The organism is Psychrobacter submarinus, from assembly GCF_904846685.1.
Lineage (GTDB): Bacteria > Pseudomonadota > Gammaproteobacteria > Pseudomonadales > Moraxellaceae > Psychrobacter > Psychrobacter submarinus.
In genome coordinates this window covers 1392623-1408434 of the sequence record NZ_CAJHBQ010000001.1, presented here as the reverse complement: position 1 = coordinate 1408434, position 15812 = coordinate 1392623, and the positions used below count along the sequence as shown (strand labels likewise).

General features: G+C 46.3%; 14 protein-coding genes. 6 read left to right on the top strand and 8 right to left on the bottom strand.

The window, feature by feature from the left end:
- Positions 1–5 precede the first annotated feature (5 nt).
- The 3 genes from JMY03_RS06225 to msrA all read right to left on the bottom strand — a co-directional run bounded on the left by JMY03_RS06225 (position 6) and on the right by msrA (position 2342).
- On the bottom strand, positions 6–698 hold the full coding sequence (locus JMY03_RS06225; RefSeq protein WP_201601997.1) for a DUF1499 domain-containing protein: 693 nt from the start codon (positions 696–698) through the stop codon (positions 6–8).
- A gap of 314 nt (positions 699–1012) precedes the next feature.
- Positions 1013–1690, bottom strand: coding sequence for a thiopurine S-methyltransferase (tmpT, locus tag JMY03_RS06220; RefSeq protein WP_025646260.1), 678 nt, complete (start codon positions 1688–1690; stop codon positions 1013–1015).
- Between the two features lie 127 nt (positions 1691–1817).
- Positions 1818–2342 carry a peptide-methionine (S)-S-oxide reductase MsrA gene (msrA, locus tag JMY03_RS06215; RefSeq protein WP_025646261.1) on the bottom strand — a complete coding sequence of 175 codons (525 nt, stop codon included), beginning with the start codon at positions 2340–2342 and terminating at the stop codon, positions 1818–1820.
- Positions 2343–2528: 186 nt separating this feature from the next.
- Here msrA and cmoA point away from each other — a divergent pair, with 186 nt between their 5' ends.
- The 3 genes from cmoA (at position 2529) to JMY03_RS06200 (ending at position 5780) form a co-directional block, all read left to right on the top strand.
- Complete coding sequence (gene cmoA, locus JMY03_RS06210) at positions 2529–3338, top strand: carboxy-S-adenosyl-L-methionine synthase CmoA (protein ID WP_201601995.1); 810 nt, start codon at positions 2529–2531, stop codon at positions 3336–3338.
- A gap of 202 nt (positions 3339–3540) precedes the next feature.
- A complete protein-coding gene (gene cmoB, locus JMY03_RS06205; RefSeq protein WP_201601992.1) occupies positions 3541–4575 on the top strand; it encodes a tRNA 5-methoxyuridine(34)/uridine 5-oxyacetic acid(34) synthase CmoB in 1035 nt (344 codons plus the stop codon).
- A gap of 41 nt (positions 4576–4616) precedes the next feature.
- Positions 4617–5780 carry a DUF1176 domain-containing protein gene (locus JMY03_RS06200; RefSeq protein WP_201601989.1) on the top strand — a complete coding sequence of 388 codons (1164 nt, stop codon included), beginning with the start codon at positions 4617–4619 and terminating at the stop codon, positions 5778–5780.
- On the opposite strand, the gene JMY03_RS06195 is transcribed toward JMY03_RS06200, so the two are convergent.
- Positions 5777–5995 (bottom strand): DUF2788 domain-containing protein, encoded by a 219-nt coding sequence (locus JMY03_RS06195; RefSeq protein ID WP_201601986.1) that lies wholly within the window; start codon positions 5993–5995, stop codon positions 5777–5779. The genes JMY03_RS06200 and JMY03_RS06195 overlap by 4 nt on opposite strands.
- Before the next feature lie 255 nt (positions 5996–6250).
- Between JMY03_RS06195 and argS the strand changes: the two genes are divergently transcribed.
- The 3 genes from argS (at position 6251) to JMY03_RS06180 (ending at position 10282) form a co-directional block, all read left to right on the top strand.
- Entirely contained in the window at positions 6251–8080 is a 1830-nt protein-coding gene (gene argS, locus JMY03_RS06190) for an arginine--tRNA ligase (protein WP_201601983.1), read from the top strand.
- A gap of 94 nt (positions 8081–8174) precedes the next feature.
- Positions 8175–9008, top strand: a complete 834-nt coding sequence (locus JMY03_RS06185; RefSeq protein ID WP_201601980.1) for an SPOR domain-containing protein — start codon at positions 8175–8177, stop codon at positions 9006–9008.
- A gap of 179 nt (positions 9009–9187) precedes the next feature.
- Positions 9188–10282: a PTS transporter subunit IIC gene (locus JMY03_RS06180; protein ID WP_201601977.1), complete on the top strand. Its 1095-nt coding sequence runs from the start codon at positions 9188–9190 to the stop codon at positions 10280–10282.
- 120 nt (positions 10283–10402) lie between these two features.
- On the opposite strand, the gene JMY03_RS06175 is transcribed toward JMY03_RS06180, so the two are convergent.
- The 4 genes from JMY03_RS06175 to tig all read right to left on the bottom strand — a co-directional run bounded on the left by JMY03_RS06175 (position 10403) and on the right by tig (position 15519).
- On the bottom strand, positions 10403–11428 hold the full coding sequence (locus JMY03_RS06175) for an SDR family NAD(P)-dependent oxidoreductase (RefSeq protein ID WP_227675498.1): 1026 nt from the start codon (positions 11426–11428) through the stop codon (positions 10403–10405).
- A gap of 251 nt (positions 11429–11679) precedes the next feature.
- Entirely contained in the window at positions 11680–12954 is a 1275-nt protein-coding gene (gene clpX / locus JMY03_RS06170) for an ATP-dependent protease ATP-binding subunit ClpX (protein WP_201559011.1), read from the bottom strand.
- 140 nt (positions 12955–13094) lie between these two features.
- Positions 13095–13736: an ATP-dependent Clp endopeptidase proteolytic subunit ClpP gene (clpP, locus tag JMY03_RS06165; protein ID WP_201559027.1), complete on the bottom strand. Its 642-nt coding sequence runs from the start codon at positions 13734–13736 to the stop codon at positions 13095–13097.
- A 439-nt stretch (positions 13737–14175) separates the two neighbouring features.
- The gene (gene tig, locus JMY03_RS06160; protein ID WP_025646278.1) at positions 14176–15519 is read right to left on the bottom strand and encodes a trigger factor; all 1344 of its coding nucleotides are present in this window, start codon (positions 15517–15519) and stop codon (positions 14176–14178) included.
- Positions 15520–15812 lie beyond the last annotated feature (293 nt).

The window sequence follows — 15812 nt, the reverse complement described above, 5'->3', positions numbered from 1 at the left end:
AAAAGCTACTCTCCCAAAACCTGATCCAATTCCTCAATAAAACCACTAATGCGCTCGGCGTTTTTACCCAGATCACTCTTACCCATTCTCGATTTACTACGAATATCGACCAGACGCTCGCCGCCTTGGTCAAGCACACGTACGACAATATCATCCTTAAACCCAAACCACATAGTGCTATCTGTCGCTTCAATGACACCTGCGCTTGCATTCGTATTAACGAGCTGCCAGCCTAAGTTATTAGCGGCCTGCTCAACAGCGGCTACGAGCTCCGATTTCGGCTGTGAATACTGCAAAGTCTGAAGCTCAGGATAAGCTTCGCGTTGCTTCTCGGCAGTTTCAAGACCTACGTAAGTCGTTGGATTGGGAGCATCAGCACGTAGCGGAGCGATAGCGACAAATTCAGGCGGCGTCATTATATCGGTTGAGATATCATGAATAGCCGGCACGCTATTAGCCGTAATCATCATTCTCAGAGGTATAAGGATTGCGATGAGAGAGAAGACTATCGCGACCGCTGCACTGGTAAAAGTCACGGTCTGCCGCTTAAATAACATCAGCACGCTAAGTAATATCAGCGCTGCAATACCAGTGATAACCGCATATTTGAAGCCCGCAAAAGCAGTTCCCAACTCCACTAAGCCAGATTTGTAAAGGGGACCGGGTAGCGTCACTAGCAAAAATGCCGCCAAACTCATTAGGGCGTGTTGAACATTCGACCATGGCACTGACAGAGACTATTTTTTAGGCGATTTGCAGATAAAAATGGTAAGTTTAGTCGTTCTAAACGTCTATTTTTATCAATAAAGCGGCAAAAAAATAGTCCTGTCCCTGTTGTTATCGTGAGGGCTGATGCTAAAATCGCCCTAGTCGTTGCGAAAATCTAGCCAATGCAATAAGCATTACCTGCAATTTTCACTTAGACTAGAACTATTTTAGCAATCAGCAGTGCGCATTTGTGAATGTTCAACACGCCCTAGTAACACTAAGATTTTCATATTGCGCTTCTATCTCAAGGGTTATTATTATCAGCGTTAGGTGTCAATAACCAAACATGCTCAGTGACGCTTAGTGCCGCATTAGCGTTTAAGATTGAGGGGTTGTCCTCAAGCTCAGTGAGCTGATAAGTATCGCTATAGTACTGACGCACTTGCTCAGGGCTGACTGAGAATGGCGGGCCATCCTTTTGACTTTGATCATAATGGATAGTGACCAGAAGCTGCGGCGCGTTATCGCTTATATTAAGTATATGTTCGCAATACTTCGGGCGCGTATCTGGCGGTAAGGCTATCAGTGCTGCTCTATCATAAACGGCATCAATTTGACCGACGTCTTCGCTTGTCAGCGCAAAAATATCGGCGACCCACAGCTCAATAGTCTGCCCTGATAATTGTCCTTGATAGCGTTTAATATCCGCGTTATTGCTAGGCTGAGTCACTGTAGGAGTAATCCCTTGTTCAGCAAAAAACTCCTCTACCGCCGACTCGACCAGCTCGATACCAATCACCTCATAACCTTGCTGCGTCAGCCAAGCCATATCGAGGGATTTACCGCTTAACGGCACTAATATTCGGCCGCCTTTGGCTACATTTAAAGTCGAAAAATACGCCTTCAATAGCGGATTGACCTCCGACTTATGAAAGCCAATACGGCCTTCCTGCCAACGCGATTGCCAAAATTCTGGATTCATGCGGTTTTCCTTAACGTAATTTATGGAGACATAACGATATCACACCGCTAATTGGCATAAAAAAACCAAGTGTCTTTACACTTGGCTTTATTTATAACGGTATCTATAACTAGGGCTTCAACAACGTTTAAGCGACCATGTACTCTTTGAACTCTTGACGTAATTTGGTGAGCTTTGGCGGAATGGCGAAATTGCAATAAGCTTGGTTCGGGTTGCGATTGAAGAAGTCTTGGTGCTCTTCTTCAGCATCATAAAATTCGATAGCAGGGTGCACTTCTGTGACGATATCGATACCCATATCGCGTAATTTATTGATAGTGCGATCGATGGTCGGCTTTTGCTGCTCTTCGTCAGTATAGAAGACGACACTGCGATACTGGCTGCCGACATCATTGCCCTGACGGTCTTTGGTGGTGGGATCATGAGTGGCAAAAAAGATATCTAAAATCACTTCTAATGGCACGATAGCGTCATCGAACTCAACCTTGACCACTTCGATATGACCACTATTACCACCGCAGACCGCGCGATAATTGGCAGTAGTGGCTTCGCCGCCCATATATCCTGATACCACGGACTGTACGCCTTTGACAGATTGAAAAACGGATTCAGTACACCAAAAACAGCCGCCACCTAATATAATCGTTTGCATAACATTTCCTATTATTAATCATTTAAACCAAGCCTATCTTGCGATTTTGACTGTACACTTATAATGCTTAGTTTTACCTATTTAGCATAACAAGCAGGCTCTGAGCTATGAGTAACAAACAGTAATGTTATAATGGGCTTTTGCTAAATGTTCTACCATAACACTATCTGTCAAACGAGCCGTTCCATGAGTCACTCTAATTCCTCTCCAGAAGCTGATATCGAGCCTAGCGTCAAACCCGATACGCTATTCGATAAGCCCTTTACCACGCCACTAGATAAAGTGGCGCGCTTCTCCTTTGATGAGCAAGTGGTTGCCTGCTTTCCTGATATGATTCGCCGTAGCGTGCCAGGCTACGGGCAAGTATTAGCGATGCTACCTATTTTTGCGCGTCGTCATTGCAAGTACCGTCAGCAAAACAATAACGGTCAAAAAGTGAGCCGTATTTATGATTTAGGCTGCTCGCTTGGCGGCGCCACAATGGCTTTGGCAGGCGAGTTTGAGTCAACAGACTTACAGGTTAAGGCAATAGATATCTCACCTGCCATGACCAGCGAAGCCAAAAATTTGCTCTGCGATAATTACCCTGAGCACGATATCGACGTCATCACTGCTGATATTCGCGATATCGAGCTTGAGGCTTGCGATATGGTTATTCTCAATCTCACGCTACAGTTTTTGCCTGTCGCCGATAGAGTCGCAGTGCTAAAGAAGATATATAACGCGCTAGAAGAAGGCGGCATCTTGGTCTTGACGGAGAAAACGCACACACTCGATGAGCAATATGATGCATGGCTCATTGAGCGTTATTATGACTTTAAACGCGCCAATGGCTATAGCGAGATGGAGATCAGTGGTAAACGTAACGCGCTTGAAAATGTGCTGATTACTGATACTTTAGAGCAGCATCACGAGCGTCTACATTACGTTGGTTTTAAGCGGCATTTAACCTGGTTTCAGTTTTTAAACTTTGTGTCGATTGTAGCGTTTAAATAGGGGTGGATTCAGCTTTTTTAGATATGCCGCTATTCTACGGCAAGCTTCATGTATAAGCGGTTTTTATCCAATCCTTAAAAATAAATAACCTATGCCTTGCAGATTTCACGACCATTAAAATGCGCTAAACTTGAGGCTCATCTTTTCCTCTTTGTTCTTCCTCTTATCTGGCCAACGATAACTAAGCGAAACTTGAAACTTTATGACCAACAACACCATTGCCAATGCTGAACGCGAACTGTATTTAACCTTGTTGACCATCGCTGAGACGCAGCCCAGTGCTTATGAGTGGCTGACGAAATTACCCGAATGGCTCACCGCTATCAAAGATAAGCGCAACTATGCGCATGCGCCCGCTTATCAGTCCTCGGTGGCGCGGTTGCCTGATTTAAACGTCGATAGCGTGAATTTAAATAGTTCAGCTATTACTATTAACGCTCCTCTTAATGACTCTGAGCGTAAGCAAGCTTTAGCGCTACTTAAGCAATTAATGCCGTGGCGAAAGGGACCGTTTCAAATAGGTCATGAGAGTTCAGGCATTCAGATAGATACTGAGTGGCATAGCGACTGGAAGTGGGAGCGGGTAGCGCCGCATTTGAGTCCGCTAAAAGGTCGGCGGGTACTCGATGTCGGTGGCGGTTCAGGCTATCACGGCTGGCGCATGGCGGGGGCAGGTGCTCAGACGGTGATTATCGTTGATCCGTCCTGCCTGTTTTATCATCAGTTTATGGCGATTCGGCATTTTGTTGGTGCAGCGGATATGAATGATACAGGTAATTATCGCACGCACTATATTCCCGTACCCTTAGAGGTACTGCCGGAGCACAGTCAGCTGTTTGATACGGTATTTAGTATGGGGGTGCTTTATCATCGGCAGTCGCCTTTTGAGCATCTACAGCAGCTGCGCGGTCAGCTGGTCAAAGGCGGTGAGCTAGTGCTTGAGACTTTAGTAATCGATGGTGATGCTAATACGGTACTAGTGCCACATGATCGTTACGCGCAGATGAATAATGTCTACTTTTTGCCATCGGTTGCGGCGCTAATCGGTTGGCTTGAAAAGGTAGGGTTTCGTGAGGTGCGCTGCGTCGATATCGATGTGACGACGATAGAGGAACAGCGCGCGACCGAATGGATGACCTATCAATCGCTGGCAGATTTTCTTGATTCCAATGATCAGAGTAAAACGATTGAGGGCTATCCTGCGCCGAAGCGCGCGACGCTTATCGCCAAGCGGTGAGGTTTTTAAAGCATGTTTATTTGGCATAAGGAATGTGACAGATGACAATCTTATCTTTTTTGAGGGTAGCGAGCGTTAGTGCCTTATTATCCGCAGCATCACTATCTGCTGCCGCATCAGACGCCTACGGGGATGCGTTCAAGGGCAGCGGCTTTGTTAGCGGTGATTGGCAACTGGTCTGTGATAATACTTTGACTTGCCGCGCAGCCGGTTATACCGATGAAGTAGATGATTGGCGCGGTAGTGTTTTGATGACCGTAACGGCAGGTGAGAAAACACCACGTACGCAAGTTTCACTGAACTACTGGGAAGCATCAGACGAGATAATCGCGCAAATTAACGCGGCAAACGAGCCTGTTGAATTATGGCTAAATGATAAGCCTTATGGTGAGGTTGAAAACGGAGAGCTGACTAGCAAGCAAACGGCTCAACTTATCAGACACGCTCGCCAAAATACTAAAATAGTGTTGGCAAGAGGTGATTACCACTGGCAAATATCTGACAAAGGTATGGCCGCTGTATTATTGAAATTAGACGACGTCCAAGGCCGAGTAGGCACATCGCTTGCACTAGTCAGTAAGAATAATCCCAATCGGCAAACTCCAAAAGCGGCTAATGCCAAACCTATCATCAAAAAAGCCTTTGTATATGCTGACCCAGACAAGCAGCCGCTTGCACCATCGACCTTGAGTTATTTTCAAGACAATATCGATACATGGGTAGATATTGACTCTGAGGAGTTAATGGGTACAAAAGAGAGGATGGGAGAGTGTGAGCTGGTCAATCCAAAAACCAAAGCCTACCAAAGGATCCAAGAGTATAGCCCAAGTGAGCTTAACTGGACGTTTATACCCGTAGATAGTCAGTATACGTTAGCGGTCCATAGCTGTTGGACGGGCGCTTATAATTTTGGCAGCGGTTACTGGCTTATAGATAATACGCATCCCCAAAACCCGCAGCTGATTACTACATCAGGTAGTCGTTATGACGATGGCGAGATATTCGCGGCGCATAAAGGTCGCGGATTAGGCGACTGTTGGTCAATGACTCACTGGGTTTGGGATGGCAAAACCTTTGCAAAAGCACTTGAGCAGACCACAGGGTTATGTCGCCTGATAGAAGCAGGCGGCGCTTGGGGTATGCCCACTTATGTCAGTGAAGTGGTTATCAGCGAAGTGGTTGTCAGTGAAGGGCTAGCCCCTTAAATCAGCCATTTCTTAAAGGCTACTTCAAGTAATAGTTTGAGTAAAAAGCCCATAAACCCAGCGCCGAGTGCCAAAAATATCCAAAAGGTGCCCGCGCGGCCGGCGTTGGATTTTTTAGAGATATCGAACATAATAAAGAATAAAAAAGCGATAAATATCGGTAGTAATATATACAGGCCCCAATTGGTGACTGTGCTAGCAGCAATGGCGAACATATCTATATCCTATGGTATAAGTTGGGTAGCATTATAACTTCTATCACTGTGATATGCGTGTATCAACTCTGTAGGACAACCGCTAGGCGCTGGTTATTACGACTAAGTAGTCATCGAAGTAGCGTTAAGCCATTTATGTGCGTAAATTAGCACACAGCGCTACTATTTTTGTCAATTGTGATGCAATAAATCCCAAAGATTGTTATATTTACGGGTTATCACTTTTTTGTCCTATTTATCTGAGTTCATACCCCTATGTCACAAGCCCAAATCGATACTTTAGCCGCCCTGTTTGATGATGCTGTCCAAACTCTAAAAGAAGGCGGCGTATTGCCTGCTGATTGGCAAAATAAGAGCCAAATTACTCGTACCAAGGATTTAAGTCACGGCGATTTTGCCAGTAACATCGCGATGACCGCTGCCAAAGCCGCCAAAACAAATCCGCGCACGCTAGCGGAGCAAATCGTAAATGCGCTTCCTGACAACCAAGATATCCGTCAAGTGGATATCGCCGGGCCTGGCTTTATTAACGTGTTTTTGAACAGTGATGCTAAGTTTGCCGTTTTAGAGGATATCTTCGCTCTACAAGACCGCTTTGGTCTTAGTGAACAGTACGCAGGGCAAAAGGTGCAAGTCGAGTTTGTCTCCGCCAATCCGACCTCAAGCCTGCATGTCGGTCATGGGCGCGGCGCCGCCTTTGGTATGAGTGTGTCCAATTTGCTTGAAGCCGTCGGCTATGACGTTACCCGTGAATATTATGTCAATGACGCCGGCCGGCAGATGGATATCTTGGCGACCAGTACTTATTTGCGCTATCTAGAGGCGAACGGCGAGAGCGTCACTTTTCCTTCTAACGCTTATAAAGGCGACTATGTCCGCGATATCGCAGAGATGGTAAAGACGCAGCACGGCAACAGTTACGTGCATTCTTTTGAACAAGTCGCCAAAGACGTTGCGGCAGATGCTCAGTACGATATCACCGCGAACGGTGACAAGGAGCTGATCTCAGGTGACAAAGAGGCGCATATCGATGGCTTAATTGCCAATAGTAAAGCATTGTTAGGCGCGAACTATGAGTTGTTTCTTAATGCCGCGTTGACGGGAATTTTGGCTGATATTAAAGACGATTTGAACGATTTTGGCGTGCGTTATGAGCGCTGGTTTAGCGAAAGATCAATCACTGATGAGATTGAGCCGGCGCTACAAATATTAGAAGACAAAGGCCACCTATACGAGAAAGACGGTAATGTCTGGTTTAAATCGACAGATTTTGGTGATGAAAAAGATCGGGTAGTGCGCCGCGCGAATGGTCAGACCACGTATTTTGCCTCCGATATCGCTTATCACAAAAACAAGTTTGACCGTGGTTTTGATAAAGTTATCGATGTCTTAGGCGCGGATCATCACGGTTATGTGCCGCGAGTCCGAGCAGCGCTATTGGCTCTTGGTATCGACGCCGAGCGTTTGGATGTGGTGTTAGTGCAGTTTGTTGCTTTATGGCGCGGCAGCGAAAAAGTACCCATGTCTTCGCGCTCTGGGGAGTTTGTGACACTGCGTGAGCTACGTGAAGAGGTCGGTAATGATGCTGCGCGTTTTTATTATGTGGCGCGTAAGCCTGAGGTGCATGTAGACTTTGACTTAGAGCTGGCCAAATCCCAGAGCAAAGACAATCAAGTGTACTACATTCAGTACGCGCACGCCCGCGTCTGCCGCGTATTAGAAAAACTAGAAACTAGCGGGCTGAGCGTTGATGACAGCGTAGGTGCAGCGCAGCAAAACTTGCTGAGCGCGCCAAGCGAAGAGGCGCTTATTAAACTGCTGGCCGCTTATCCTGCGACTTTATTGCGCGCCGCAACAGGTTATGAGCCGCATATTTTGACCAACTACCTCAAAGAGTTAGCCGCGCTGTTCCACGGCTGGTATGACACCAACCGTATCTTGCCTATGAGCTTGACCTCAGGGGCGACACCGAGCGCTGAGGAGCTAGATATGATGCAGGCGCGCCTACGTTTGTCAAAGGCGGTTCGGCAAGTACTGGCTAATGGTCTAAATCTATTAGGGCTGACTGCGCCTTCTAGCATGTAGGCGAATACGTTATACTGCTATCAGTGTGGTTTTAGATTAATATAGTCTTATATCAACATAGTCTTATATAAACTCAGTAGGGAGAAACCGATCCATGTTAGCCAAAAAACCTAGAGGCGCCACTGAAAAACGTAAGTCGAGTAGCGTATCAGGCTTATTGTGGATGTTCGTTGGTGCAATACTGACGCTAATGATAGGGGTGTTTATATACCTCTCGCCCTTGTTCAATTTCAGCCCCACAGGCAATGAAACCGCAGCTGATACTGATCGGCAGATACAGCCGCGCGTGGAGACGGACACTGACAATGCCGATTATGAGTTTTATGATATCTTGCCTAACCAAGAGATGGCGACTATTCCTGATGAAGATATCGGCGGAGCCGAGAATGATCGCTTAGGGGCTACCGACGACTTTGAGGCTGATGTTGTCGTGACTCAGCCTGAGACTAACGCTGACAATAGTAATGATACCGGCAATTTTGGTATCTCTGAAACTACAACGATTGAACCGAGTAGCAATTCAGCAGCTAATAACAGCGGCGCTAACAGCAGTGCTAGTAATGAGATTACCATAGTAGAAGAAAATGCCACTTATGACGGCACTACGCCTGCATCTCCTAATAGTAATGCAAGCAATAACGCCAATACGGCTGCTAATAGCGGCGCAGCGACAGTACAAAGAGCGCAAGCACCAACTTATATCCTGCAAATCAATAGCTTCGGTGATGCTGATGAAGCGGATCGTCGCCGCGCGCAAGTGCTGATGGCAGGGGTCGATGCCAAAGTCGTCAAAAATACGACTGGTAATGGCTTGCCTATTTATCAAGTGATTTCGCGGTCGATGACCACTCGTCAAGAAGTCACTAGCGCTCAGCAGCGCCTACAAAACAACGGTATCGACTCTATTATCGTCGAGCAGCGCCGCTAGCGGCAAGAAGTTAATATCAAAAAAAGCGTCACATCGACGCTTTTTTTGTGCTATTTTTTTGCAGAGGGCACTGAGCAAGCGCTTGTTTTAACGATAAGATATTTTAATTATGGATTATCTGAGCCGATAGCCATCAGCAAGACTATCGCCCTTTATAAACGAACAGTGAGAGCCTACTCATGAACTCAGCTGAGACGACAACAGCATCAACTGGGATGATCAAATCATTCTTTCAAAAGTATTTTATCGATGCTTTTACAGGTATGGCCTTGGGGCTATTTGTCACCTTAATCGCTGGACTTATCATCTCGCAAATCGGTGGTTGGTTGCAGATCCCGGCGCTAATGGCTATCGGTAAACTTGCCTCTGTGCTAATGGGCGCAGGGATAGGCGTAGGTATCGCTTACTATCTCAAAGCGCCGACGCTTGTGATGCTTAGCTGCTTGGTCGCTGGTATGCTTGGCGCGCATACTGAAGCCTTTATGGCAGGGACATTGTTTACAGCGCAAGACGCTGGGCCGGCTACTTTTTTGGCGCTGCCTGGTAATCCTATTGGCGCTTATTTAGCTTCCGTGTTTGCCTATCGGGCGGGTACTTGGGTCTCAGGTAAGACCAAGCTCGATATCTTGCTGGTGCCTTTAGTAGTCTGTACGGTGGCTTGGGCGGTGTGTGCTTTTCTTAATCCGCCGGTAGTCGTCGCAGTCAATGCAGTTGGTCAAGGCATTCAAGCAGCCACGGAATTACAGCCGCTACTCATGGGCATCGTCATCGCGGTCATCGTCGGTATCTTATTGACACTACCAACCTCTAGTGCGGCTATCTGTATCGCCATTGGCCTTGGCGGCCTCGCTGGCGGCGCGGCGGTGGTCGGCTGTGCTGCGCACATGATTGGCTTCGCGGTTGCTAGCTTTAAGGATAATGGCTTTAGTGGCGTCATCTCGCAGGGCCTTGGTACGAGCATGCTGCAAATTCCTAATGTCCTCAAAAAGCCGATTATCTTATTACCTGCCATCGTAGCGAGCGCCATCGTTGGACCTATCGCAACAGTAGTGTTTAAGCTGGCTTGTACTGCGACCGGCGCAGGTATGGGTACGGCTGGACTGGTAGGAGTATTTGGGGTGATTGAAGCATCGCAAGGCCTGATGAGCACCACGCAGTTGTGGACGGCGATTATCTTACTGATGTTTGTACTACCGGCTATCATTGCAGGATCTGTGGCTTGGCTAATGCGAAAATCAGGCTGGCTAGTCGCGGGAGATATGAAATTACCCTAACGCGCGTGCAATAAATAAACGCATATATACAAAACTCGCAACTATAAAAAACGCCTAAGCTCTAAAGCTTAGGCGTTTTTTTATTGCCATCATAAATGAGAGATTAAACAAACAAGTGAACTAAGAACGACTGGTTTTTGCTGAGTTGCGTTTTTTAATCTTGCGAGATAGCTTATTAACGTCATTCAATATCTTGCTATAACGGTTTGGAAATACCCGCTGCACCGCATCTATCATCTTAGCATCATTACCAATCAAGCGCCGCGGCTGATTGGTAGCGGCGGCTTCTAGAATAATCCAAGCGGCCTCATTGGCATCAAATTTCAAAAACTTATTAAAGCTGCGAATGGCGCTCGGGCCTGAGCGCATGCCAAGCTCGCTGATGCTATCGTTACCGCGGGCGCTGTTGGCGATATTAGTACGGATACCGCCCGGATGAATACAAGTCGCTGAGACGCCGCTACGCTGAATATCGAGCTCTTGACGCAAGCTCTCAGTGAAGCCGCGTACCGCAAACTTACTAGCGTTATAAGCAGACTGAGACGGCTGAGCGGTGAGACCAAATAGGCTTGAGATATTAACGATGTGCCCATGCTCATAGAATTGACGTGATTTATTATCGGCTTTGGCTTTACTGGCATTGGTTTCACTGAGCTTGACGCTGTTTTTGATCAGTGGCAAAAAGGCCTTGGTGCCATATACCACGCCCCAGAAGTTGATATCCATCACCCATTCTAGCTCCTCTAAACTACTACCTTCGACCGTCGAGTAGAGCGCCACGCCGGCATTATTGAACACAAAGTTCACTTTGCCGTGGTCGGCGACTACGCTATCCGCCCAGTTATAAACGGCATCTTTGTCCGCAACATCAAGGACACTAATAGTGCTTTTAACATCATAACCTTCGAGCAGTTTTTGCGTTTCAGCGAGCGGCTCTGCACCGATATCTGAGAGCGCCACCTCACAGCCCATTTTGGCCAAATGGATGGCAAGCGCGCGGCCCATACCCGAGCCTGCACCAGTAATCGCGGCGACGTGACCTCTATAAAAGTCGCTGATATCTTCGCTTTGCGTGCTATTGGAGGCATGAGGTTGTAAGGAGTCAGGCAAATGCTGGCGTAGAGCCGCGGTCATAGAGTTCAACATGAGTAACAATCCTTTGTAATGATGAGGGTAATAATAAAAGTAATGAGGTATTAAGTACGAGCGTTAAATAGATAAAATAACACGTTAAATACAAACGAACATGATATGAGCTTATCACGACTTAGGCTTGCAATTGAAACCCATCAGTATACGCAGCTGTCATCTTTTAACATAAAAAAAAGTGCCTAGCATACATAATGCTAGACACCTTTGTATTATTTAATAAGCCTATAACTGCCAACAATAAAGAGCTAGGCAATTTTAGGGATTTTGCCTTCGTTGATGACGGTATCATCGACAGTGACTGACTTAGCATTTTCCATCGATGGTAGCTCATACATAGTTTCTAGCAAGGCGTTTTCGACGATAGAACGTAGCCCACGCGCCCCTGTTTTGCGCTCCATGGCTTTTTTGGCAATGGCATCAAGCGCCTTTTCGGTAAAGGTAATCTTAGCGCCTTCCATATCGAAGAGATACTCGTATTGCTTCACCAAAGCGTTCTTAGGCTCGGTCAATATCTGGATGAGCGCATTTTCGTCGAGCTCTTCTAATGCGGCTAATACCGGCAAACGGCCAATCAGCTCTGGGATCAGGCCAAACTTAATCAAATCCTCTGGCTCGACAAGCTGTAGTAAGTCTGAGCTGCGGCGGCTATCGTCTTTTGAGCTGACATCAGCATTGAAACCGATACCGCCTTTTTCAGTGCGCTGCTGGATGACTTTATCGAGACCAGCAAAAGCACCACCTACGATAATCAGGATATTACTGGTATCGACTTGGATCAGCTCTTGCTGTGGATGCTTGCGACCACCATGCGGCGGAATAGCAGCAACTGTGCCTTCGATGAGCTTGAGCAGTGCTTGCTGAACGCCTTCGCCTGAGACATCACGAGTGATCGATAGGTTCTCACCTTTTTTACTGATTTTGTCGATCTCATCGATATAGATGATACCTTGTTCGGCTTTGCTGACATCATAATCAGAAGCTTGCAGTAGTTTTTGTACGATGTTTTCGACATCTTCACCGACATAACCCGCTTCGGTGAGCGTTGTTGCATCCGCCATAGCGAAAGGCACGTCAAGAAGGCGCGCTAACGTCTGCGCGAGTAAGGTTTTACCTGAGCCGGTCGGACCGATTAGCAAAATATTACTCTTGGCCAACTCAACCATCGCATCATCCGCGCCGATCTTAGCTTTTTTCTTATCACTGGCCAAAGTTTGGCTGACTTTCAGGCGCTTATAGTGGTTATAAACCGCAACGGCCAAGGCTTTTTTGGCCGCGTCCTGACCGATTACATAGTCATCAAGCTTGGCGCGCAGCTCCTTAGGAGTCGGTAGCTTTTTGTTGACCCATGAGGTATCAAGCTCGCCATCTGTTTCTTCCTCGTCAACGCTGTCTACGATGAGGTCAGTACAAAGCTCAATACATTCATTACAGATATTGGCATCATCAGCGGCAATTAACTGTTTTACTTCACTTTTGGCTTTACCGCAAAATGAGCACTGCGGGGTCTTATCTTTTGCCATATAAAGGCACTCCTAAAATCTTGCTTTTTAGTTTAAAACTTATCGATAACGGTGAGTCAGTCGTCTACTTAAACCCTAGTGACTTACTACTTAAATTATCAGCATTAGAGTATTCAGTATTCAATCATAACTATCAGAGATTACTTAAGGTCAGCAGGGCGACGCTCTAATACTTCATCGACTAAACCATACTCTTTGGCTTCCTTGGCATCTAACCAGTAGTCACGCTCAACGTCTTTTTCGATTTTCTCTACTGGCTGGCCAGTACGCTCAGCCAAAATCTCATTGAGACGGGCACGAGTCTTGATGATTTCACGCGCGTTAATCTCGATATCAGTCGCCTGACCTTGCGCGCCGCCCGATGGCTGATGAATCATTACGCGCGAATTAGCTAGCGCATAGCGTTTACCGCGCTCGCCCGCTGCCAACAAGAACGAACCCATGCTATAAGCGCCGCCCATACAGATGGTTGACACTTCAGGCTTGATGAAGTTCATGGTATCAAAAATAGCGAGACCGGCACTTACAGAACCACCTGGAGAGTTGATATATAAATGGATATCTTTGTCCGGGTTTTCCGCTTCTAAGAATAGCAACTGAGCGACGATAAGGTTGGCCATGTGATCTTCGACTTGACCGGTCAAAAATATCACCCGCTCACGTAATAGACGCGAGAAAATATCGAACGAACGCTCGCCGCGCGCCGATTGTTCAACCACCATAGGAACGAGAGCGCCTTGTGCCGCTTGGCCTGAACTTTGCACTTGATCGTGGGCGCTCATCAGCATATCGAAATGAGGATTAGCAGTGATGCGATCATAATCTGTCATAGAAATGTCCTAATATTTAAAGGTAAATAGAAAAGGGTAGTAATAAAATAACTGTTTTTATAAAAAACGCTGTTTTTAGAATAGAGGGATTAGTCTGTGAACGGACTAAGCTATAAATTAAAAAGTCCAGCAATAGTAACTTTTTTAGGGCGTACTAGTAAATGCTTAGCGTCACAAATGATAAATTATCCCCTATTAATAAGGCGTCAGTCATCAATTATCAAGGGCAGCGTAGCAAAGATAGTAAAAAACTCACTATTCGTCGTAGCCAAAAGCAAATCGTACTGACAAAAATGCCCCAACAAAGGTGTTGAGGCAATTTATATATCTCGCTAGCGCTCAATGCGGTAATGATCGCTCATTCATGCGCACAGGCGGTAAGACTCACTGACTACATTGCTTGCTGCTGCTGTTGCTGAGCCGCGAGCAGGTCTTGATAGCTGACTTCTTTATCAGTGACTTTACCTTGCTCAATCAAATAGTCAACCACTTGGTCTTCTAACACGACTGATTCGATATTTGCGCGTTGCTGCTTGTCATTAGTATAGTACTCGATGACCTCAGCTGGATCTTCGTAGTTTTCAGCAGCTTCTTTGATGAAAGTCTCGACGCGATCTTGATCGACTTCAATACCCTGAGTATCGATGAGGCGAGCGACGATGATACCTAGACGCGCGGCACGTAAGGCTTGCTCTTCGAACAGCTCATTAGGAAGCATATCTTTATCAAAGCTATCAGCGCTTGAGCCGAACTGCTGAGCGAAACGCTGCATCATCATGCTGCGCTGACGATCGATCTCTTGCTCTAGCATCGCGCTTGGCACATCAAATTCGTTTTTCTCTAGTAGCGCATCAAAAGTCGCTTGCTTCACTTGGCTACGCGCGGCGTTCTTGATTTCGCGTTCCATATTTTTGCGCACATCTTCTTTTAGTTTGTCTACGCCGCCTTCAGTCACGCCGAACAGCTCAAGGAACTCTTCATCGATCTCAGGTAACTTAGGTTTTTCGACCAATTTGACATTGATCTTGAACTGAGCTTCTTTACCTGCTAAGTTTTCGGCTTGATAATCTTCTGGGAAAGTCACATCGATGGTCTTTTCTTCGCCAGCTTTCATGCCTTTGATACCGTCTTCAAAGCCTGGAATCATCTGGCCGCTACCGATGACTAGTTTGAAGTCTTCAGCGCTACCGCCTTCAAACTTCTCGCCGTCGATTGAACCTTCAAAGTCGAAAGTGACCTGGGTATCTTTGGTCGCTTTACCTTTTTTCTCAACGTACTCTTGACGCTGCTTTTGTAGGTTTTCGATCATAGTATCGACATCAGCATCATCAACAGTAGCAGTATGACGCTCTACTTCGATCTCATCGATACCTTGTACTTCCACTTCTGGGAAGATCTCAACAGTCGCTTGATACACTAAGAAGTCATCTTCAAGTTTAACGTCGTCGATATTTGGCATACCAACGGCGCGGATGTCCTCTTCTTTGATCGCTTCAAAGACCGTATCACGAATGACATCATTGATCACTTCTTGCTGAATGCCCGCGCCATACTGTGAGCGGATGTGCGACATTGGCACTTTGCCTTTACGGAAACCGTCGATTTTGGCGGTTTTCGCCACTTGGCTGATGCGGCCTTCGACTTTACTTTGGATTTTTTCTACGGGGACTTTAACCGTCAGCTGAGTCTCTTTGTTAGACAGCTTGTTGGTTGTGACTTGTAAATCTGTAGCCATGTTAATTACACCTTAGATGATTAAAATAATAGCCAATCGCGCTTATATATGGATAAAGATAAACGAGTTATCGATTGCCGTTAGAATGAATAGGGTCTTGCAGATATCAGCTTTAAACAATCAGGTTAAAATACTTAGCCTTAAATACTGAGCTTTGAACACTGAGCGCTGATAACCATTACCGCTGCCTGTAACCCTGATTACTGTTTTAGTCAGTCTTTTATCAAATAAAAGGGCCAAAGCCCAGCAGCAATAAAATTTAAAAGTAGAACAGTATAATCTATCTACTAATT

Coding starts and splice junctions, on each gene's coding strand:
- JMY03_RS06225 (WP_201601997.1), bottom strand. CDS start 698: ATGAGTTTGGCGGCATTTTTGCTAGTGACGCTACCCGGTCCCCTTTAC.
- tmpT (WP_025646260.1), bottom strand. CDS start 1,690: ATGAATCCAGAATTTTGGCAATCGCGTTGGCAGGAAGGCCGTATTGGC.
- msrA (WP_025646261.1), bottom strand. CDS start 2,342: ATGCAAACGATTATATTAGGTGGCGGCTGTTTTTGGTGTACTGAATCC.
- cmoA (WP_201601995.1), top strand. CDS start 2,529: ATGAGTCACTCTAATTCCTCTCCAGAAGCTGATATCGAGCCTAGCGTC.
- cmoB (WP_201601992.1), top strand. CDS start 3,541: ATGACCAACAACACCATTGCCAATGCTGAACGCGAACTGTATTTAACC.
- JMY03_RS06200 (WP_201601989.1), top strand. CDS start 4,617: ATGACAATCTTATCTTTTTTGAGGGTAGCGAGCGTTAGTGCCTTATTA.
- JMY03_RS06195 (WP_201601986.1), bottom strand. CDS start 5,995: ATGTTCGCCATTGCTGCTAGCACAGTCACCAATTGGGGCCTGTATATA.
- argS (WP_201601983.1), top strand. CDS start 6,251: ATGTCACAAGCCCAAATCGATACTTTAGCCGCCCTGTTTGATGATGCT.
- JMY03_RS06185 (WP_201601980.1), top strand. CDS start 8,175: ATGTTAGCCAAAAAACCTAGAGGCGCCACTGAAAAACGTAAGTCGAGT.
- JMY03_RS06180 (WP_201601977.1), top strand. CDS start 9,188: ATGAACTCAGCTGAGACGACAACAGCATCAACTGGGATGATCAAATCA.
- JMY03_RS06175 (WP_227675498.1), bottom strand. CDS start 11,428: ATGTTGAACTCTATGACCGCGGCTCTACGCCAGCATTTGCCTGACTCC.
- clpX (WP_201559011.1), bottom strand. CDS start 12,954: ATGGCAAAAGATAAGACCCCGCAGTGCTCATTTTGCGGTAAAGCCAAA.
- clpP (WP_201559027.1), bottom strand. CDS start 13,736: ATGAGCGCCCACGATCAAGTGCAAAGTTCAGGCCAAGCGGCACAAGGC.
- tig (WP_025646278.1), bottom strand. CDS start 15,519: ATGGCTACAGATTTACAAGTCACAACCAACAAGCTGTCTAACAAAGAG.